The 20,865-nt window shown below is 42.3% G+C and carries 16 protein-coding genes; 9 read left to right on the forward strand and 7 right to left on the reverse strand.

Going from position 1 to position 20,865, the window contains the following annotated elements; genetic code table 11:
- The first annotated feature begins 66 nt into the window (after positions 1-66).
- Positions 67-849: a polyprenyl diphosphate synthase gene (gene uppS, locus NWE95_05345; protein ID MCW4003321.1), complete on the forward strand. Its 783-nt coding sequence runs from the start codon at positions 67-69 to the stop codon at positions 847-849.
- A gap of 6 nt (positions 850-855) precedes the next feature.
- Here the strand turns inward: uppS and NWE95_05350 are convergent, their stop codons facing one another.
- A complete protein-coding gene (locus tag NWE95_05350; GenBank protein MCW4003322.1) occupies positions 856-2,079 on the reverse strand; it encodes a redox-regulated ATPase YchF in 1,224 nt (407 codons plus the stop codon).
- 143 nt (positions 2,080-2,222) lie between these two features.
- On the opposite strand from NWE95_05350, the gene NWE95_05355 reads away from it, so the two are divergent.
- Positions 2,223-3,377 (forward strand): SIS domain-containing protein, encoded by a 1,155-nt coding sequence (locus NWE95_05355; GenBank protein ID MCW4003323.1) that lies wholly within the window; start codon positions 2,223-2,225, stop codon positions 3,375-3,377.
- A gap of 60 nt (positions 3,378-3,437) precedes the next feature.
- Here NWE95_05355 and NWE95_05360 read toward each other — a convergent pair whose 3' ends face one another.
- A complete protein-coding gene (locus NWE95_05360) occupies positions 3,438-6,995 on the reverse strand; it encodes an MMPL family transporter (GenBank protein MCW4003324.1) in 3,558 nt (1,185 codons plus the stop codon).
- A 137-nt stretch (positions 6,996-7,132) separates the two neighbouring features.
- On the opposite strand from NWE95_05360, the gene NWE95_05365 reads away from it, so the two are divergent.
- Positions 7,133-7,783 (forward strand): helix-turn-helix domain-containing protein, encoded by a 651-nt coding sequence (locus tag NWE95_05365; protein ID MCW4003325.1) that lies wholly within the window; start codon positions 7,133-7,135, stop codon positions 7,781-7,783.
- A 20-nt stretch (positions 7,784-7,803) separates the two neighbouring features.
- On the opposite strand, the gene NWE95_05370 is transcribed toward NWE95_05365, so the two are convergent.
- Positions 7,804-8,598, reverse strand: a complete 795-nt coding sequence (locus NWE95_05370) for a ParB N-terminal domain-containing protein (GenBank protein ID MCW4003326.1) — start codon at positions 8,596-8,598, stop codon at positions 7,804-7,806.
- 477 nt (positions 8,599-9,075) lie between these two features.
- Here NWE95_05370 and dnaG point away from each other — a divergent pair, with 477 nt between their 5' ends.
- Complete coding sequence (dnaG, locus tag NWE95_05375) at positions 9,076-10,221, forward strand: DNA primase DnaG (protein MCW4003327.1); 1,146 nt, start codon at positions 9,076-9,078, stop codon at positions 10,219-10,221.
- Here dnaG and NWE95_05380 read toward each other — a convergent pair.
- Together NWE95_05380 and NWE95_05385 are read right to left on the reverse strand one after the other, a co-directional pair.
- Complete coding sequence (locus NWE95_05380) at positions 10,218-12,590, reverse strand: DNA polymerase II (protein ID MCW4003328.1); 2,373 nt, start codon at positions 12,588-12,590, stop codon at positions 10,218-10,220. The genes dnaG and NWE95_05380 overlap by 4 nt on opposite strands.
- Before the next feature lie 74 nt (positions 12,591-12,664).
- A complete protein-coding gene (locus NWE95_05385; GenBank protein MCW4003329.1) occupies positions 12,665-14,101 on the reverse strand; it encodes a methyl-accepting chemotaxis protein in 1,437 nt (478 codons plus the stop codon).
- Between the two features lie 227 nt (positions 14,102-14,328).
- Between NWE95_05385 and NWE95_05390 the strand changes: the two genes are divergently transcribed.
- The 5 genes from NWE95_05390 (at position 14,329) to NWE95_05410 (ending at position 18,831) form a co-directional block, all read left to right on the forward strand.
- Positions 14,329-14,565 carry a DUF3795 domain-containing protein gene (locus NWE95_05390; GenBank protein ID MCW4003330.1) on the forward strand — a complete coding sequence of 79 codons (237 nt, stop codon included), beginning with the start codon at positions 14,329-14,331 and terminating at the stop codon, positions 14,563-14,565.
- 46 nt (positions 14,566-14,611) lie between these two features.
- Positions 14,612-15,538 carry an ABC transporter ATP-binding protein gene (locus tag NWE95_05395; GenBank protein MCW4003331.1) on the forward strand — a complete coding sequence of 309 codons (927 nt, stop codon included), beginning with the start codon at positions 14,612-14,614 and terminating at the stop codon, positions 15,536-15,538.
- Complete coding sequence (locus NWE95_05400) at positions 15,535-16,368, forward strand: ABC transporter permease (protein MCW4003332.1); 834 nt, start codon at positions 15,535-15,537, stop codon at positions 16,366-16,368. Before NWE95_05395 ends, NWE95_05400 begins: the two co-directional genes overlap by 4 nt.
- A 105-nt stretch (positions 16,369-16,473) precedes the next feature.
- Positions 16,474-17,148: a UMP kinase gene (gene pyrH, locus NWE95_05405; GenBank protein ID MCW4003333.1), complete on the forward strand. Its 675-nt coding sequence runs from the start codon at positions 16,474-16,476 to the stop codon at positions 17,146-17,148.
- 660 nt (positions 17,149-17,808) lie between these two features.
- Positions 17,809-18,831, forward strand: coding sequence for a sodium:calcium antiporter (locus NWE95_05410; GenBank protein ID MCW4003334.1), 1,023 nt, complete (start codon positions 17,809-17,811; stop codon positions 18,829-18,831).
- Between the two features lie 72 nt (positions 18,832-18,903).
- On the opposite strand, the gene mpgP is transcribed toward NWE95_05410, so the two are convergent.
- Complete coding sequence (gene mpgP, locus NWE95_05415) at positions 18,904-19,665, reverse strand: mannosyl-3-phosphoglycerate phosphatase (protein ID MCW4003335.1); 762 nt, start codon at positions 19,663-19,665, stop codon at positions 18,904-18,906.
- Positions 19,655-20,842: a glucosyl-3-phosphoglycerate synthase gene (locus NWE95_05420; GenBank protein ID MCW4003336.1), complete on the reverse strand. Its 1,188-nt coding sequence runs from the start codon at positions 20,840-20,842 to the stop codon at positions 19,655-19,657. Before NWE95_05420 ends, mpgP begins: the two co-directional genes overlap by 11 nt.
- Positions 20,843-20,865 lie beyond the last annotated feature (23 nt).

A 20,865-nucleotide genomic window follows, 5' to 3' on the forward strand; every position in this document is an offset into this window, starting at 1 on the left:
ACTATCAGGGATTTATCCTTTTGTGCCATATAAGAGACAACACGTTTACGATGCGAGGCTCACATAGTGCTTAAAGGTATTTTGTCCTTTTTAGGGGTATACAAGCTTTACGAACGCTGGCTTTGGCAACAAGTAAAGAACGGAGAGCCTGTTGAGCATATCGCCATAATCTTGGATGGAAACAGGCGGTGGGCTTCCGAGAACGAACTTAATCCTTGGCTGGGGCACAAGAAAGGAGCGGAAACAGTGGAGCAACTCTTAGACTGGTGCCTCAAACTGAACGTGAAATACGTAACACTCTACACATTCTCAACTGAGAATTTTAAGCGACCGCCAAACGAGATTGAACAAATAATGAAAATCGCCGAGGAAAAATTCCGCAAACTCTTAACTGACGAACGTATCCACAAAAACAAGGTTCATGTAAAAGTCATCGGCAGAACCAACATGCTGCCCGAGAGCCTCCAGCAACTCATCGGCAACGTGGAGAAATCTACAGCTCATTATGATAATCAGTTTTTGAATTTTGCTTTCGCATATGGAGGCAGAGCAGAAATTGTTGATGCCGCCCGAGTAATTGCAGAAAAAGTAAAAGCAGGCGAGTTAGAGCCTGAAGATATTCATGAGAACACTTTCGAAAAATACCTCTACACCGCCCACATGGAAAAGCAAGAACCCGACTTAATCATCAGAACTTCAGGCGAAGAACGACTGAGCGGTTTTCTGCTCTGGCAATCCGCATACAGTGAACTCTCATTTTTAGACGTTTATTGGCCTGACTTCCGCCTCATCGACTTGCTACGTAGCATCAGAACCTTCCAGAAACGCAAACGCCGCTACGGCTCATAAACCCATTCAAGCACGCTTCTTAGAGCTCACAATCGAGATAACATCTCGGTCTTTCAAAACTGCATCTTCGCCGATTCTTCTTTTATCCCTCGCATCAACAGCATAAAGGAAGCTCTCGCCAAGTTCCGTGTGGATGATGTAAGCAAACTGGTGGGCTGTTGTGCCTTTAGGAACAAGGTACGTGTCAGGCAGAACCCGTCCATTGTGGTCTGACAGGTGCTCGATGTCTTCAACTGGGTAAACTGCTATCATGTCTAACAGTTTAAAGTAGGCAGTGTTCATGGCTTCTTGAACGCCTGTTGTACCGTTTGTTGAGAGAATCTTCTCTTTGATTGATTCCAGCGCCCTAATTTGCCCAGCTGATAATTTTTCAGGTTGAGCTATTTTGAACTCTTTGTCTCCCGGCTTATAACTGATTAATTGTTTCTCAGCTGCACGTCTCAGCGCCAATTCAGCTTCAGCCGAGCATGGAATAACAGTGTAATCGAGCTTTTTCATCCGTTCAACATTTTCTTTTGCGCTTGGCAAATCAATCTTGTTGGCGACGATAAGCATCGGTTTTGATATGCGCCTTAACGTATCGATGAAGCAGTAAAAGTCATCCTCTGACCACGTGGCAGGTTTGTCAACGTTTAGGTTTGCTCTCCTTATGGCTTCGTTGATTTGACTGCGTTTTATACCCAACCCTGTCAAGCGTTCTTCAAGAGGAATGGAAATGCCCTTTTTGTCGGCTTCAGCAGTCCTTGCGATTTTAGGCCAATCCTTTTTGAGCAGGGTAACCATCCACATAGTGATTTCTCGTTCAAGAAACTTTACGTCTTCTAAAGGGTCATGTTCGCCTAGTTTGCATGTTCTTCCTTCACAGTCAGTTCCGCCGGAAGCGTCAACGATATGTATGAGCGCGTCTGCACGGCGTATTTCGTCAAGAAACTGATTGCCTAAACCGCGCCCTTCCCAAGCCCCAGGCACAATCCCAGCAATATCAATCAGTTCAACTGGAACAAGTCTTACGCCGTCGAGGCAAAGCGAGTTTCTAGGGTTATCTTTAACTTTAAATTCTTCATGGACACAGGGTGTTCGCACGTAACCTACGCCACGGTTTGGCTTAATGGTTGTGAAAGGGTAGTTTGCTATTTCAGCCGCAGCTAAAGTTGCAGCGCTAAAGAAGGTGGATTTTCCAGTGTTGGGCTTTCCGACTACCCCCAGTAGTCTTGAGTATGACCCTGCCATGATAGTTCATCTTGCTTATGTTAGCTTAATGTTTTACGCTTAAAATACGACAATATAGTATTTAGCAAAACAAAACTTTTAAGGAACTATGCTTCGTTGGTTGACATAAATGCGGTTTAGGGCGCTTAAGGGGTATCACTGGCTTGAAGAGCAAAATCAGCAACATAGGGTTCGCTAACAAAATTCGAGACAACATTCTCTCGATAAAGAAAACCAGTCTTGAACCATTTTATGAAGAACTGAAGGCGGCTGACTGCGTCATATGTAGTGGTTCAGGTCGTTCGCTCTACTCACTCAACGCTGCTATGAGTCTGGTGGCTTTAAGCGAAGTAGGATGGAGAAACAAAGCTGTCTTTACCCCTGACGACCCTGGATTTCCAGGGAAAAACATGTATGACGCTGCATCATATTTTGAAAGGCGCTATAAAAAGACCCTTTTACTTATGAATTCTGGTAGCGGGCGCTCAAATGACCCGTTGGTTATGGCGCAGGATTTAGCCAACTATATTGAAGATAAAAAGTCGAAGAAATTTAGCATGGGCTTGCTCACGTCTAGTGTTGAGTCGCCCTTAGCTCAAGTTGCGAGCAGGTATGGAAATGTTGTTCAAGTTAAGGGACGGGGCAAAGCTAAACCCTCTGATGCTTATAATGAAACGGGTATGATGGGCGATATTTTTGAACTCGGCACACTGGAATTATTGAATATGATGATTGAGGCGATTTACAGAAACCTCGACGTCGACGATGTTTTTAAGTTATGTGAAGAAGAATTTGAAATAATTGGCGATTTAATCGATGCTAATGTCGGTTCAGAAACTTATGTTCAACTTATCGATATGCTTGAGAAAGGAACAAACGTTTTTTTGGGCGGTAAGGGAACGGCTAAGGAAATCGCCACAATGACCGGAATCAGGCTTTTCCACATCAAGAGTTTCTTAGGTGATAACGTGTTTATGGCTCGTGGGGTCAATACGCCTCATCCGCGTGCAGGTGATATTGAAATCCTAATTTCGTATTCTGGAGAGTCTAGGCAACTCATTGCTTGGTGCGACGCTGTAAAGAAGTTTAATGGTTCGGTTCTTGCAATTACAGGCTCGAGAAATTCAACGTTAGCTAAGAAATCTGATTTACAAATAATCATTCCTGAAGATGTTAAACCAGGCGCGCCCAGACGGTTCTACACTCGGGCGGCGTTTGTTTTAAGTCCGTTGCCTGTTAAGTTGGCGGAGCGGTTGGCGCAGAGGGGTCTTAACCTGCCTGAGTACATTATAAGTTGGTATCATTCAGTAACAGAGTAAAAGTGTAGGTATGATTTCCGCTTTTAGACATTGCTAATGCGAGAAATTAAAAAAGAAAGTTCAGGGTTGTGAGTTTTCTGATGTCTCAGCGTGTTTTTTGTCATCGGTGTTTAGTCGTCTTAAGCGTTTTATGGGGTTGTACCAATTCCATTTTCCGAAGACGGACATTACGGCGGGCACCAAGTAGGTTCGAACGATGAGCGCGTCTATGAGTATGGAGATGCAGAAAGCAAATCCCATTTCCTTTAGTAACAGGTTGTTTGATAGCATGAGGGTGCCAAGTGAGCCAGCGAGGATTATGGCAGCGGCTGTGATTATGCCTCCTGTTTGTGAGGTGCCGTGGATAATGGCTTCGTTGAGTTTTTTGTCTTTGGTGGCTTCTTCACGGATTCGTGTGAGGATGAAGATGTTATAGTCCATGCCTAATCCTAGTAATAGAACAAACAAAACAAGCGGCGTGATGAAAAGCAAGCCGTAGTTAAAAGCGGATTGGAACACCAATGCCGTCGCAGCCAGCGACCACACAATGCTCATAAATATTGAGAGCAGAGCGAAAAATGGCAAAATCAGCGAACCTAAAACTATGAACAGCACTGCACCAACGGAGATTGCAACTATTGGAAGAATCACATTAAATTGGTCTTGGAAAGTGTTTTTTGTGTCCAGTATTGCCCCTGTTGTTCCACCCACGTAAATTCCAGTCACGTTAGCTACATCGTCAAAGTTGTCATGGATAGTGTTCCGAATCTCTTGTGTGTAGGCCATGGCTTCATTTGAGTACGGGTCAACTTTGAACTTCACAGTTATTAGTGCTGATTGGTTATCTGCGCCTATAGCATCTAACATCGCATTGTAGATAGTTGAATCAGTGTCATTGGTAATGGTCTGATAATCTACTGGTTCACCAAAAGACATGGTAGGTCCAGAAACTTCCTGGACACCTTCATGAATGGCAATCATAGAGGAGATGTTCTCAAGCGTCGACATTTCGCCCATGTTAAAGCTACCGCTAGCTATGATTGACTGCGAAAATGTTACGACCACATAAGTTGGCATTAGTCGACCGCCACCAAAGGAGTCAGTGAGGGTACGTGAGCCAGCTATTGATTCCAAGTGCGCTGATGCACCGCCTAGAAAATCGTAAGTTACATCTGCTGTGGCATAAACGTAGAATAATGGTACAGTGATGAGAATGGCTATGATGATTATTGCTTTTCCATGCTTCACTGAGAATGCACTGCTTCTAGCGAAATACCCCGCCCCACGTTTTGTTTTCTCTGCGATTGCTTCTGAGTACCGTTTGAAACGTTCCCCTGTATCAGGCCAGAAAATCCTGTCGCCAAGTATAGTGGCTAAGGCAGGGGCGAAAGTTAGGGAAGCAAGCAAAGTAACAATAACTCCTAAACCTACGACTAAACCCATAGTTTGAAGCATGACCAGCGATGTGGCTGCAAGCGCTATGAAGGAGATTATGGTGGTGGCGCCGCTGGTTACTATGCTTTCGCCTGCCCAAGTGATTGATTTTAATATTGCTTCGTGGAGCGGTAAGCCGTTTATTCTTTCTTCACGGTGACGCGCCAAAATGAATATGGTATAGTCCGTTCCGACTCCAATGAGCACAGTTAGCAACACTGAGGTAACTATGTAGTCAACTTGGTTGATGTATGTGCCCACTAAATATGGAAAGATTTGTGAAACGCCCAAACCAACGCCTATTGTTCCCAAAGTGACAATCGGTGTGACAATTGACCTGAAGAACAAGGCTGTCGCTATTACCAACAAGGCAATCGTAAAAGGAAGAATCAATTCTAAATCCTCATTGGTTGACTGGCTAAAATCGTAGTTTAGAGCATCAGAACCAGTCACTTGCACTGAATGAATGCCTGCAAGGTTTTGAGCTAGTTTGAACTTTATGATATCTCGAATTGCAACAAGATTATCATCATTTGACTCAGTGAAGGTTACTGATACAAGAGTTACATCTTTAGAGGACGAAACGAATGAGGTTATTAATGAATTAAACTGCTCTCCGATATTATAGGCATCTGGGTTCCAAGCGATGTTTGATGCCAAAGTTTGCAGGGCGTTTGATGTTGCATTTTCGCCCATGTCAAAAATTGCAGTGATTAATTCTTTTGATAATCCTGATGAGTTAGAAACATAATTTATCGTTAACTCTCTGAGTTTGCTGTTTGTTTCTGTTGTGTTTGCCTCCAAAAAATCCTGCAAAGTAAACGTTGAGGCTACGGCGTCGGCGAAGTCTTTGCTGTCATTTAGGTAGGCAGCGATGAATTGAGCGTTCGCAACTTTCGCGGCTGCCGAGGCGGTTTGGTTTATCCAGTTTTGTGTTGGTTGACTTGGGACTCTTTGGCTCCATGAAGCATTAAAGAAATCCAACAGATGCGACGTATAGTTGACGTATGAGGATTCGTCAGCGTCTTTGAGGATGCTTTTGGTCTGGTTGTATGAGATTTCATTGAACAAGGGAATAAATTTAGTCATGTTGTAATTTGTTGAGTACCAAATAACATCATCAGCCAAAGCTGCGAGCGAACTGGTAGACGGGGTCTTTCCTAAATTGTAAACCGCCGTAACAAACGCGATGGATGAACCAGACGAGTCGGCAATGTACCGAATAGAAAAGTCTCGCAGTTGTGCATTATTCTGCTCTTGAGTATTAGTTAAGAAAGCCTCCAGCGAAAAAGTGCTTGTCAACGCAGTTGCGAAAGCTTTTGCTGTGGCATTTGAGCCTAAAAAATTGTTGATATACTGCTGGTTCGTTATGTTAGCGGCAAGTGATGCACGCTCAGTGGGAGTTAACGTTTGTGTTGATGGGTCTAGAAAGCTTAGGCACCATGTAGCGTTGAATGCGTCAAGCAAGTGTGATGTATATTGTGCATATGCTGTGGGGTCAGCTTGAGTTAGTATTGTAGCAGTTTGTTGGTAGGCTATTTGATTTGACATGCCTACGTTCATAGTCTGCTGGTACGCTTGTCCCCACACGTTAAGATAAATCGCGGGTACACTGTAGAGCAAGTTGTAAGTCATGTTTGCGTTATCAAAAACGGCATAAATAGCCTGATTTATTTGGTTCAACCCTGATACTAAATTTCCATTTTTGGTTTCATTGTAAGCAGCAAACCAGACGTTTGAATATATTGTTGGAACGCTGTAGAGTAAATTATACGTTAAGTTTCCGTTTTTATAAGCGAGATAGACGCCCTCGTTTGTCTGGTTGAGAGCTGGAATTAGAATTGAGTAGACGCTGGTTACGTTTTCAAGACCGCTTATGCGGGGGTCTTCTTTAATTTGGGTAATCAATTCATCAATGAACTGTTGAGTTTTAATCGAGGAAGCGTTGTCCGTTGATATTATGATGATGAGTGAATTGTTGGACACTGTCTTCTGGAACTGCGCTGTAATTATGTCGCTTGCTTTGACTGATTCAAGGTTGCTTTCTGTTGAAGAACCCAGCTGTAGCGAGTTCACTCCTGAAGCAGTCAAAACTATAGGCAGAACAATTGCTAGCAATAGCATCCAAACGGCAATCATGGAAAACTTGCGTTTTGTGATTAATCTCCCAAGTTTTCCGAACACGTTAACTTTTCCTTGCGCCACCTTTGATGACTCCCTCGTTAATTCATGGTTTATGCATTTTTGTGAATCCATTAAGGGTAACTTGGCATCGGATTAAGATTCTACCGAGTATACTCGGCTCTCAAAAAACATATATGCACATCAGCGCACGTTTGTTTATGAGACGACTAATCCTTGAGGTTTCCGAGAAGGAACTGCTTAAAATCGGAATCAAACTACCCCAATTCAGCAAAATCAAATCGCTTGAACTCCTCTACTTTCTAAGACAAGACCAAGAAGAGTTCGCTGCAATATCCCAAGTGGAGTTCAAAGATTCAACCACAAAAATCCAAGAACTCCTCTCAGGCGGATTCTTAGTTGAAGCACAGGTACTTGAAAGGGCAAAAAATGGGTCGTACATAGTATTCATACGGGGCGGACCAATCGTGTCCTCAGTCGTAAGCGGTATAGGCGTTCAAGGCGGCTACTTGTTTCCACCAATAGGAATAGGTGATGGAAAAATTAAAATCTCCTTTATAGGCAACGAAATGCAAGTTAAAGAGTTCATGGAAAAAATTGATGCCATAGGTATCCACTATAAAGTGGTGCTCTTGGCAGATGTGAACTTTTCACCCATTTCGCCCCTCAGTCAACTAACTGAGAAACAGCGGGAAGTTCTAATTAAAGCATACAAGCTGGGGTATTATGACATCCCACGGAAAATAACTACTGAAGAGTTAGCGCAAAAGCTTGGACTGGTGGATTCCACTGTGGTAGAGCATTTAAGAAAAGCTGAACAACGGCTAATCACCCAAATAATCGAGCAGTAAGCTGACTTATTGTTTAAGATTTATTTGCTTTCTTCCCCTGAACCCTTGGCTTCCAGTAGCGTCTGGAGAGTTTTGTAGCATTTGCTACATTCAAACATGGAGTTCCCACAGGATGGACAAAATAACTCATTGTTTTTCAGTCGCTCCAACAACGCTAACAATTCTGCTTTGTTCTGCAGTTCACGTGGAGACTCTTGCTTTATAACTTGGGTCTCAGCGACTTTTTGGATTGGTTTTTGGCTATCTACGATTTCTTGGTAGACTTTAGCAATACTGACTTTTCCTTCCCGTAACTTTTGCTTATCTGTCTCACTTGCCTTTTCAATGATTTTCTTGCCCCGCTCAAACGTTCGAGTTGAAAGCCCAGCTTTTTTTGCCACAATTTCGGTTGCTTTTGCCTTAACCGCTGGGGCAGGCTCAGCGTCATCTGGCGCTAACCCCAATTGCAAGTTTCGTCCGCTCTTGCCACCTGCGGATTGGCGCTTTTTCGCGAGCGCTTTTTCAATTTCGAGCAATGGAACTGCTAGTTCTACGAGTTGGAAGTTATTTAAGTGGCGGCGTCTCAGGTTTGCTTCTATAACAAATTTTTTTTCGAGTAGTTTATCTTCAAATTTGCGTACTTCAAAATCTGGCTCGATTCCAAGTTCAATGCAAGCTCGAAATCTGTGGTGACCATCTAGTACTTCTAGGTCTTCATTGACAATTATAGGGTAATGCTGGCCCTCTGACTGTATGGATGCCTTGAGTTCGTTGAATTCTTGTTCAGACATTTGCGGAAGCAGTTTTTCATATAGAGGGTTTAAGCGAAGGCTCATTTACACCGCTTCCTTTTTTGTGATTATTATTATTTAAGTTAAGAGGTAATCATCACCTCATGATAACCTATTTTGTAGACTGTTGGCTTCATAGCACAGTCACATATTCTTTTATTTTTTCTTTGGTACAATTAATGTGCGTGTGAAACCCGCGTAGCATCGTTTGGCGGAACAACGATTGATCAAAATGCGGTTGGATTCCCCTCTCTCTCCTGAATTTACTTTTTAGTTCCGCATGGCGATCAAAGCTTGTTGCTCCGCTAAACCTCCTTTTCGGTTATCTTTTCCGTTACTTTGTAGTGGAAGATAACACCACAAATATTATTAGACTGCACGTTACCTACTTTAGTGATAAATTAAAATCTCATCATTGCGAGAATGTCTCGCTTTATGTGATTAACATAATATAAACATAATCAAATAAAATATAACTCACATAGGAGTTGCACGCTTACGGGAACATCCCAAACATTTACGATAAAGTACGTTGTACACGCTAGATTTGAAATCGAAGGTGTAGTTGAGAAACCTGATGTTATTGGAGCAGTTTTCGGTCAAACTGAAGGTCTTTTTGGACCAGAGCTTGATCTGCGAGAGCTCCAAAAAACGGGGCGCATCGGCAGAATAGAAATTGATTTACATTCTAAGAATGATAGAACATCAGGTTCAATAACTATACCCACAAGCCTTGACCGTGTTTCTACAGCACTTATTGCTGCAAGCATAGAAAGCATCAATCGGGTCGGTCCATGCTCAGCAAAAGTAACCCTTGATAAAATCGAAGATATCCGCGAAGCACGCCGCAAAGTTATCATTGACCGCGCAAAAGAAATTCTCCATAAATGGAACGTTGAGTCAATGCCGAGCGTTGATGAGGTTTACAAAGAAATCTCTGAAACTATGAAGGTCGGCAAGGTTGAAAAGTATGGACCAGAAGATTTACCAGCAGGACCAACACTGGAAACTTCCAAGGAGATTATTGTTGTTGAAGGTCGCGCAGATGTTATTAATCTGATGCGCTGTGGAATTTTCAATACTGTTGCACTTGAGGGCGCAAAAGTTCCTGAATCCATTAAGAAGTTAACAAAAGAGAAACCTGCCACAGCATTACTTGACGGCGACAGAGGCGGCGACTTAATCCTCAAAGAGCTATTGCAGGTAACAAACGTAAAGTACGTTGGACGTGCACCCCGAGGCAAAGAAATCGAAGAATGCAGCTGCAAGGAAATCGCTGAAGCCTTAGAAGGCAAAGTCCCAGTCAGCGAACTCATAGGCAAACATCCGCCAGCAGCCAAGAAGGCACCGCCACCTGAACGCAAAGTTGAAGTACCAGAACCACTGAGCCAAGCAGCAAAGGCTTTGGTTGGAACGCTTGAAGCTGTCCTATTCAATGATAAACTTGAACTAATCGAAAAGTTACCGGTTAGCCAACTTGCAGAAAAACTTCAGCAAACAGCAGGCGTTGACACAGTAGTTTTCGACGGCATCATCACACAAAGAATTGTTGATATCGCAGGCGAAAAGAACATCAGGCGCATAGTTGCCTCACGCGTTTCGGAAGCGGTTAAACCTGTGTTGAATGTTGAATTGGTAACTTTCCGTGACGCTATCGGTCAAACCTAAAAGTAATCTGTTAAGCTTTTAGTTTCTTCTTTTTCTTTCGTTCCGCTAAGCAGTTCTGCCACGGTTACATTAAAGAATGCAAGAACTCGCGCTGCCGCTGGCAAAACCTGATTAGTAACATAATATTCAACGTCCACTTCTTCGTATTTTGCAAAAACGTAAGGTTTTACGCGGTTGTAGAGCCGCCCCTTGCCCGTTAAAATTACATAGCCTACTTTGTCGCCGCCTGTTAATCTCCAGCCCTTTTCCTTGAGTATTTTAGACGCTTCCACATGCGGCGCTCTTACGGCGTACTGTTCGGGTGGTTTCGTTAGAGTTTTCCAGATGATGAGGTCGCGTAATGGCACCTTTCTTTGCTTGAGCGCTTTAATGGTGGCGTGCACGTATTCGATTGCTCTCTTAGGTGACTGCTCCCTGAGAATTATCTCAAGCACGCGCTCCTGTACTTCTTTGGCAACTTCTGCCCAGTCTCCACGAATCACTTCTAAGCCCACAATGTCTATGCTACCATCTTGCCGTAAGCCTGCGTAGCGTTTTTTGGCTTCAGTGAAAAAAATGCGTTTATACACCTCGTCGATTTCCACATCAAGCTTGAGCTCTCGCTTAATGTCCTGTTGCAACTGTAGTGTTTTGGTTTCATCATAATTTACAAACAAGCTATCAGTATCACCATAAACTACGCCTATCCCAGCTTTCTCAGCCATCTGTGTCGCTGTCAAAATAATGTGCCTACCCCACGCTGATGCTGATTCAGCGACTGGCTTAATGTACCATCTTGCGCCAATCCAGCCAGCGTAACCATAAGCAGCGTTCGTTATGATTTTGACTGCTTTTTGCCTTGCATCTAACACTCGATATTCAACAGTGCTTGCGCTTAGATTTTTCATTTGGTTACGTATAGCGTTTCGTACTTCAATTAGGTATGTTAGTGCTTCTTTGTAGAATCCAGGTGGTGCTTTACGAAAGCGATGCTTCACTTCGGGTGCAATGTAGACTCCGTCGGCTGGTTCTGGTGCATCTGGTGCGATGTAGGTGTCGGGTGAGAGATTGTAGGTCAACATTATGTTTGGGTACATTGACTTGAAATCCAAGACGGCGATGTTTTCATGTAAGCCCGCTTTAGGTGAAAGAACAAGCCCCCCAGCATAAGGCAAGTAAGGTTGCTCGATGCGTTTAGGAACAAGTTCGCCTATTTTCTGGGCTCTTTTTATTAAAAACCACTCTACACGGAAGCCTACAGCCGCGGTCATTACATGGTCTAAAGGCAGGCTTGTTAGGCTTGCGAGTTGTAGGGCTAAATCTAAAAGCAACTGTGCCGTGTCATAAACTCTGTGGGCGTTATCTAACCCAAATCGTAATAGCTCAGCGCGTTTTTGTTTTTCATCCCAGTAATCCGCAAAAAATACGTCGTCAATGCTCTTTTGCTTGTTTGTTACTCCCAAGTGATCAGCGAAATTCCAAAGCGTTTTAACTTTAACTTCTGGAAAGATATCTAAAAAGTCAAGCATGTCGATGTTAGCAATTCCCGTAGTTGAAACATGACCATAAACACTAGTGTGCGGTTCAAGATGTGCTCTATCTAAGTTTAATTTGAATCCAAGCTGGCGGCTTCTGCTTTTAAGATAAGTCCAATCGACGGTGTTGGCGCCGTAACTTAGTATGATGTCAGGGTCAAATTCACAAACATAATTAATGAAGCTCTCAATTACGGACTTATCATCTTTATCCTCGCCTGCAACAAACTGCTTTTCTTCACCATTGCTGGCTACCGTTGACAACATCAAAACAGGATTTCTATCAGGTTTTGGAGACCCCTCACGGCTATAACAAATCATCGAAAAACTCAAAAGTCTTAGCGGTGGCACTGAGGCATCTTCCAATTGTTTGGGCGGGGACATTAGAGCATAAACTTTGTCAGCTCTAGCACCTCCGATGTTCTCTTCTTCTGTTGCCTCAGCCTCATGCCATCCACACGGAACTATGTCGTTATCGATTAGGTAGCGCATGGCAGCGCGAATGTCATCTTCGAGGCAGTCTTTTACCTCTTCGAGACTTCGAAGTTTCATGGCAAGCTTGCCTGTTTCGGTTGCGTTTTTGCAGTAGATTTTTATTGCTTGCACAGGCTTGCCGAAAAAGCGGCGTTGAACAACTTCTACTTCCACAATTGAGTCAGCGTAAACATTCTTGATTTGTTTAACAGTTTTCGCTGGGTCAAAGCCTTCGTTGAGCACAGCGTAAAAGTAGGCAGTAAAAGTCCTGTCAATAACAAGCACTCGACTGCCAGCTTTGTTGATTCCCCAGAGCCACAGCTCAATTGTGTCTTTATCAATCTTGGGATTAATATCCAGCAGCCAGAAAGCTATTTTCATGCGCAAGCGCCATTCTAAGAATAGGCGTAGCTGCCTTAAAAGTTGTACAGAACTCAACGAGAACGCAAAATGCTCTATACTGCAGATTGATTTGTTTGTTTAGCTTTAGAAAGTTCTTCTTTGAGTTTTTTAACCGCTACAGCAATTTCTTCTGCCAAAGCTATTGCTTTCTCGCTTTCAGCCTCAACTTTTTTGAAAACCTCAGTTACTTGTTGAGCACCTTGAGCTTGTTCAGTAACAGTTACAGCGGATTCTTCTGAGGCAGACGCGGATTCTTGAGAGACGCTGGCAACTTGCTGGATAGCATCGTTTACTTGGTTTAGTGACTGCATGCTTTTCTGCAAGTTTTCTCTTAACGTACCAGTTATTGTCAATATTGAACCCATCGAGCCTGCTACTTGATGAGAACTTTCAACGGCTTTGTTTACAAGTGTACTGCCTTCTTTTGCCGCTTTCTCTGCAGACTGGGTCATCTGCATAGCTTTATTTCCTGACTTGGTAATTTCATCTATTGTTTTCACTGCCGTTTCAGCTGAAGCGCGGGTTCTCCCTGCGAGTTGTTTAACTGCGTCCGCAACAACTGCAAAACCTCTTCCTGCTTGACCAGCACGTGCTGCTTCTATGGCCGCGTTCAACGCCAACATGTTAACTTGTCCTGCAATTTCCGAGATGTCACCAGCTAACCCTGCTACATTCTTAATTGAAGTGTTTACGTCAGTGATTGTATTGTCAGCTTTTCCCAACGAATTACCGATATTGCCAAATGCATTAAGCGTTATTTTTCCGTCTTCTTGAAGTTTCACTGCTAACTTATTTGAGTCATTAACCAGAGCGTTTACTTCATCCGTGTTCTTATTAACAGCGTCCATTAAGGCAACCAGATTATCAACGGTTTTAGCGGTTGTCTGAGAAAGCTCTGAGAGGCTTTGAGCACCTTTGGAAACATTCTGGCTGGCAATTTCTAATTGGCTCATGTTACTTTGGAGTTTTTCGCAGGTCTCCACCGCTTGAATTCCCATTTCGCCAACGTTTCGTGATGTCATCAAAATGTTGTTGGATAAGGTTTCAACTTGCTCTGACACGAGTGTAGCAGACTTGATTATTTTATCCATTTCATCCATAGTTTGCTTGAGTTGCGTTATATCGGTGATAACGTTGATTGCACCGATTATGGACGTTCTTTGTTCATCATACAAAGGCGAACAAGTATACTGAATCGGCAAATCACCGCCAACTAAGCTTGCAACCGTTTGTCCTGTCTCAGGTTTTGATGAATCAAACATTTTGGAGCAGGCACACTTGTCAGTTCTGCAATCTCCTGTTTTGAAAAGGTCATAACATTTTTTGCCTTTAATGGTGCTTTTCTTTTCACCGACTAATTTTCTGCCAAACTGGTTCATATATACAATGTTAAAGTCTTTATCGATCACCATCACAGGGCTTTGAATGCCTTTTAAATAGATGGCATACTTATTTTGCACTACTGCTTCGTTGCCAGCATTCTCTTGCATAGACACCAACACTTTAACGACCAAAGATTTAGTGGCTACACTTAATAGTACTTATGAAGCTAAAATCTATATCAAAATTAACAAAATTTTAAAAAATTTGAATTAAAAAATAAGGTTTAATATCGCATGAAAAAGGAATTGGATTGTGCAAAGTAACTTGTGTGTGAACCTACAGTATGCTTTTAAATAACGTGACTATAAATTAAAAATACCAGAAGTGTGACAACATGCGGATAGGTGTTTGCGGCATCGCTTGCGAGAAATGCCCAAAAATGCAGAAAGGCACTTGCCCAAATGGTAATGTTGGATGCGTGGCACGCGAGAACAAGTTTTGCAAGATTTGTAACTGCGCCTTCAATAAAGGAGTTAAATTATGCTTTGAATGCAAAGATTTTCCCTGTGAAACCACCAAAGAAGGACCAATAAGTTTTGGTTACTGCATGTACATTTCAGGAAAGCAGTAAATGGGTAGTTTTAAGTTCCCGGATTAAAATCTAGGTTTGACCATTTATGGGTTCTAAAGAAGTTCTCATTGAAGCACAAGAGCTAACAAAGAAATTTGACGGTTTAACCGCCGTTGATCACATTGACTTCCAAGTTTACAAGGGTGAATGTGTAGGCTTTTTGGGTCCAAACGGTGCTGGAAAAACAACTACTGTTCGAATGATATACTGCTTTCTACCTCCAACCTCGGGAGAACTCAAAGTTGCAGGATTCAGCGTACACACGCAATGCAGAGAAATAAAATCTTTAGTTGGCGTAGCTCCGCAAGAGGACAATTTAGACCCTGACTTCACCGTCTTAAAGAACCTAACTGTTTACGCACGATATTTTGACATCCCAAAAGAAGAAGCCCTCAAACGAGCTAACGAGCAACTAAAATTCTTTCAACTAGAAGAAAAGAAAGATGTACAAATAATGGCGTTGTCAACAGGCATGAAACGCCGACTTATTTTTGCAAGAGCGCTCATAAACAAGCCACAAATTCTCCTCTTAGATGAACCTACAACAGGTTTAGATCCACAGGCAAGGCACCTTGTTTGGGATGAAGTGCGCCACCTAAAGAAAAAGCAAGTTACCATAATTTTAACAACTCATTATATGGATGAAGCTCAAATTCTATGCGACCGAATTCTAATAGTGGATAAAGGCAAAATAATCGAAGATGGCAATCCGCTTGAACTTATCAAGAAGCATGTTGGCGAAGAAGTGTTAGAGCTAGATTATGATGAGAATATGTTGTCAACTATCAAAAAAATCTTTCCTGATGCACGAATTGAAAAAATCGGCGACCGCGTGCAAATCTTCACTGACAAACCTCATGGAGTCTTTGAAGGCTTCTTAAAAGAATATCAAATCAAAAACGTGACTATACGTAATGCCAATCTTGAGGATGTTTTTCTTAAACTTACAGGGCGGGGATTAAGAGGGGAATGACTCAACCGAATCTTCGTAAGTCGCCAGCACGTTTCTCAATTCCTCGCCTTAGTTATAGGGTTTGGAAGGTTTGGCGTCGAAACACAGATGTATTCTTGAAAACTATTAAAGTTAACTTTTTGCCTTCGCTTTTGGAGCCTGTGCTTTACTTGTTGGCTTTCGGCTTTGGACTTGGAGGGTTTGTCCAAAACATCAACGGTCAACCATATGTAAACTTTATTGCGCCTGCGTTGGTAGCGATTGCCATCATGAATGGGTCCTTTTTTGAATGCACCTTTGCCTCGTTCGTGCGCATGTACTTCCAAAAAACCTTCGACGCCATTGTTGCTACACCTGTGAGCGTTGAAGAAGTTGTTGCTGGAGAACTTTTGTGGGGTGCAACACGCTCAACCATCAATGCCACCATCGTTTTAGGTGTGATTGCGGTTTTCGGGTTAATCTCAAGCCCACTGTTTTTGTTGGTGCCTTTAATAGCTTTTTTCGGCGGGTTAATGTTTGCGGCTATAGCCATGTGCTTCACCGCCGTTGCGCCTACAATTGACTTTTTTAATTATCCTTCTTTTCTGTTTTTGACACCGATGTTCTTCTTGAGCGGAACTTTCTTCCCGTTGACCTCTTTGCCTTCTGCTGCTCAAGGTATTGCTTTGGCTGTTTTGCCTCTTACGCATGTTGTTAATGTTGTTCGAGTTGCAGTTTCTACTAATTTGGAGCCGATTTTAGGTTTGAGCCCTCAGATGCTTCTGCCCATAAGCATAGCATGGTTAGTTATAGTCACTGTTTTCTTCTTTATTTTGAGCATTAACTTGATGAAGAAACGCTTAACAAGCTAACCAGAAGACCATAGGCACCAGCGTAACTAAAGCACTGTTTTCGTTTTTTAGTGATTAAAGATTTTTAACCTTTGAAGACATAACAAGGCACTGAGAGGCAAGAACATGCGCATTGTTGTGCGAATTGGCGGTTCAGTTGTCGCTTCACCAATCAATACCGAGTTACTTGGAAAGTACGCCAAAATCATCAGAGCCATCAGAGAACAGCGACACGAGGTTGCAGTTGTTTTAGGTGGAGGCGCGTTGGCAAGAGAATTCATCGGTATCGCTAAAAATTTGGGGTTGGATATGGATGCGCAAGATGAGGTTGCGATTTCTTGTTCCCGCCTGTTTGCTCAGCTTTTCCTCAAAAAACTCGGCGATGTAGCTTGTGAGAAGGTTGCTGTTACTCTTGATGATGCGGCAGAATGCCTTGATAGAGGCAAAGTTGTGGTTATGGGTGGGTTAAAGCCTGGAATTACCACCGACACGGTTGCGACATTGTTAGCTGAGCGGGTTGGTGCAGATTTGTTGCTCAAGGGCACCGATCAAGATGGCATTTATAATAAAGATCCAAGAAAGCATCCTGACGCTGTTAAGCTTGATCGTTTGTCGTTTGAGGAGTTGGCGGGTGTTTTTGAGCAGAATGAGCATAAAGCTGGTATTCATCAGGTGATTGATCCTGAGGCGATTAAAGTTCTCAAACGTAATCGTGTAAAAACGGTTGTTGTTAGCGGGTTTGTGCCTGAGAACATGTTGGCAGCTGTTCGGGGCGAAAATGTCGGGACAGTCATAAGCTAAACTTTAGCTGCGTTTTTTCTTATGCCCCTTTATAGGCGGTTTAACGATGTGCTGCGAATTCTGTTGCTCTGCGGTAGACCCTATCCCCCTATAAAAAGCAAGGGATTTTTAACATGCTTTTGGAGTGTTTTTGCGCCAATACGATAGACCCCTCTTAGAGAATTTTTGGCGCGTGCCATTGATTGCGTTTGTCGCACTGTTTTGCCGCGCCGCTACCTACCCCCTACAGGTTTGTGCATGCCACTGATATTTGCATCCTAATATGTTCGCAAAAAACGCACCACAAGACAGGGATTGCGTGGCGCCTGTTGCGTTTTCGGCACTGAACAGCAAACGGGAAAGGTGAACAGCAAAGTGCAGTCGAGCATTAAGTGCTTTAATATGTGTTAAAGCCCGTAGCTCTAGAGGTAATTTTTGTTGCTAATTTCATCTCTTGGTTCCATTATACCTATTGAGGTGTGGATTAATGTTGAAAAACTATAAACAATTTTTAGCCATGACAGATTTGAAAACAAAAAGGGTTTGGGAAACTTTTTTTACTTTGGTTATTGTTTGGTTTACTGCGAATTAGATGTTTGGTTCTCAATAGTTGCATTTGAGAACCGAAGATTTTATTTGTTCGTTTGGTGATAGTTGGCGAAATCAAGGAGGAGATAGCAAATGTCCGAAGCAGTATTCACTCAATTCATCGTTGACATAATAGTTATTGCTGTCTCCTTTGTGTTCTTAAATTGGACAAGCAATATTGTAATTTCTAATGCGCTTAAAGTATCCGCGATAAGCAAACTTGGCAAAACATCTGTTGGTTTCACGTTAATTTCTCTTTCAACCACTCTGCCTGAGTTGACAGTTGCTTTTATTGCGGCATTAAGTGGTGGAGTCGCCCTTTCTGTTGGAAACGTGTTAGGTTCAAATATTTTCAATATTAGCGTAGTTATCGGTTTAGGCGTTGTTCTTCTTGCTTTAACGAAAATTATTAAGAGAAATAATAATGTAAATGGAACTAACATAATTTCATTTCCTAAGTCACAGCTTAGCAGTTTAGAATTCGGTCTTTTCGTGTCCTCGATTATTCCGTTAATTTTAATCTATGTTTCCACAGGAGCGGCTTGGTTGGTAGGTTTAATCCTGTTAGTGATATTTTTTGCCTACATGTATAAACTATCAAAGATGAGAATATCTGATGATGAAGAAGAAGACGCCGTAACATACGACAAATCCAAACTAAAACGATATGTAATTTACACCATAGCAGGTGCGTTGGGTATTGTAATTTCTGCAAACTTTCTCGTAGATTCGGCGATTAATATAGCGACATCAGCAGGGGTTTCCCAGCAAGTAATCGGTGCTACAATCATTGCCTTTGGCACTAGTTTGCCAGAGATGACCATAGGAGTAAAATCCATTCTTAAGGGTCATCCGAATCTTGCATTGGGCAACATAATAGGCGCTAGCTTCTTTAACACTACTTTAATTTTAGGAATAACTTTTTTTGTACCTGTACTTGTAGGGAGCCCAATAACCCTTAACATGAGCGTTTTCCAAAACTTGGTTGTCTTCTCAATCATTATAAACCTCTTTTTCTGGTATTTCATATCAAGAAGGGAACTAAGCTGGAAAGAAGGCGTAATCTTCTTGTTTATGTATATCCTATTCGTGGTTACAACCGTAAGTGCACTTTGATTGAGCATGTGAGCAAAAGGAACCAAAAAGGTTGACCTCAAAGTCCTTGTGAACTGTTTCAATAACCAATTTTTATTGTGTTTTAACGGCAGATATGATTGTATTCCATACATTCTGCAGGTTTGCAACATCTTTAACAAAAAAGGGTTTATCCACTAGACTTAGCATGGACAAATCGTTTGGGCCATCACCTACCCCGAAAGCTTGCAATGAACCAAACTCTTCAATAAAATACTCTTTCAATATTGCGACTGCTTTTCCTTTGTCATGTTTCCCCATTAAATGGTAGTACCTTCCGCCTTTGGTGTAACTCAAGTTTTCCTTTTCGATATATCTGTGGAGTGTCTTTTCGTCTCCATGTTTTAAGATGAATGGTTCACTGTATTCCCTTTGCTTAGCCAGTAAAGCAAGCTCTATCGGTAACCCGCTGTCTTTTGCTATTTCTTTCACGGTCATGTCACCGAAACCAACGATGCTAAGGGCACTCTTTTTTCTTATGCGTTTAAGTTTACGCCTAATTTCATTGTAAGGCACGCCTAACTCGATAACATCAAAATTGCCCTTTTGTATTTTATAATTATGACTAAGTGTGAAGTAGCCTTTTGGAATAAAAATTGCCGCCCCGTTTTCCGACGCAAAAGGGTCGTGGATTCCTAGTTTTTCTCTATAATATTGGATTTCTGCTCTAGTCTTGCTACTACACAAGACTAACTTAGCGTTTAAGTCGATGAGTCTTTGAACTATGGGTTGTGAATGCTTGTAGCAATACTTCTCATCTATGAGCGTTCCGTCAATGTCGCTAAAAACCACTTTTTTGGTTGCTTTACCGTTCAATTGACGCATCTCTTAATTTCTCTCTAGCATCAGACATCGCAGAGATGGTTCGCAACCAATCGGGCATCTGCGCACTCGTAGGTTTACTTAGGTATCGTTTTCCAGCATGGATAATTACTTCTGATAAGGTATCTACACTTGTTTCTTCTTCATGCCTATCGTAATCTAACCCGTTGCAGAGAGCATCAGCATTATATTGCCTGACTCTGTCTTGCGCGAATCGTCGATATGTTACTTGCAAGCTCAAAAGGAAGGCGTCAGACACATCGATTCCCTCCGTTTCTGTTAATGTTCGTAGTAATGTTATGAAACTTTCCTCCGCGGTTTTTAGAAGTGAATCTAACTTCATTTCTTTGTGTTTGTGGTCAAAAAATCCTAGGTCCACTTCGCATATGCGTTTGTTTGAGACATTTCGGTAAAGCTCTGCAAGAATTCCCATCTCTAAGCCCCAGTTGCTGGGAAGTCGCAGGTTAAGTGCTAAATCACTGTAAATCGCCATTTCACCAGAAAGCGTATATCTGAAAGATTGTAAGTAGCGAATGAATGTGGATGTATGCGCTAGCTTCTTCTGCAGGGCAGCCAGAACTGGGTTTATGAATAATCGGTATATTCTGCCGTACATCTTTTTCTTTTCAAGATTAACACGTGCGTAGTAACCTTTTGAGAACCAAAAATCTAACCTTGGCTCAACTACGGAATAAAGCAGTTTAGTAGGCAACAAACCCGAATACCCCACTATGTCCGCGTCATGTATACACATTGCATAGATTTCAAGAGAAGCAATACCTATCGAAATCCACAGGTCTTTACCTTTCCCCGACAACCCTGTAACATCAAGCCCCTTATGCTTCAACGTGTTCAGAATGTTGTTTACTTCTGGTTTATTGCACCATATGACATCGCATGGAATTTCTATTTTGGAAGAAATCTTGAGCGCTTTTTCGTAATCAGCATCAGTTACTGTGGAAAGAGCAAGGTATACTTTTTTTAAGTAGTCACATTCGTTTAGACCGCTAATGATTTTGTGCATCTCGGGGTTTTCAAGGTCATCACCCATTACTGGAATTATTATACCTGAAGGAAACTTTGAGCTTGTTTCTTTCATTCGCGCCTTTAAGGTATCAAAATTAATCGAAAAGTCATGTATTCTGCTTATTCTTCCCTGTTCAATATCCAAATACTTCACTCCCTTAAAAGAAC

It is taken from the genome of Candidatus Bathyarchaeota archaeon (assembly GCA_026014725.1).
Lineage (GTDB): Archaea > Thermoproteota > Bathyarchaeia > Bathyarchaeales > Bathycorpusculaceae > Bathycorpusculum.

Bases quoted from the DNA above. Each gene is read 5' to 3' on its own strand.
- NWE95_05350 (MCW4003322.1), bottom strand. From the start codon at position 2,079: ATGGCAGGGTCATACTCAAGACTACTGGGGGTAGTCGGAAAGCCCAAC.
- NWE95_05365 (MCW4003325.1), top strand. From the start codon at position 7,133: ATGAGACGACTAATCCTTGAGGTTTCCGAGAAGGAACTGCTTAAAATC.
- NWE95_05370 (MCW4003326.1), bottom strand. From the start codon at position 8,598: ATGAGCCTTCGCTTAAACCCTCTATATGAAAAACTGCTTCCGCAAATG.
- NWE95_05380 (MCW4003328.1), bottom strand. From the start codon at position 12,590: ATGAAAATAGCTTTCTGGCTGCTGGATATTAATCCCAAGATTGATAAA.
- NWE95_05385 (MCW4003329.1), bottom strand. From the start codon at position 14,101: ATGCAAGAGAATGCTGGCAACGAAGCAGTAGTGCAAAATAAGTATGCC.
- NWE95_05390 (MCW4003330.1), top strand. From the start codon at position 14,329: ATGCGGATAGGTGTTTGCGGCATCGCTTGCGAGAAATGCCCAAAAATG.
- NWE95_05395 (MCW4003331.1), top strand. From the start codon at position 14,612: ATGGGTTCTAAAGAAGTTCTCATTGAAGCACAAGAGCTAACAAAGAAA.
- NWE95_05400 (MCW4003332.1), top strand. From the start codon at position 15,535: ATGACTCAACCGAATCTTCGTAAGTCGCCAGCACGTTTCTCAATTCCT.
- pyrH (MCW4003333.1), top strand. From the start codon at position 16,474: ATGCGCATTGTTGTGCGAATTGGCGGTTCAGTTGTCGCTTCACCAATC.
- NWE95_05410 (MCW4003334.1), top strand. From the start codon at position 17,809: ATGTCCGAAGCAGTATTCACTCAATTCATCGTTGACATAATAGTTATT.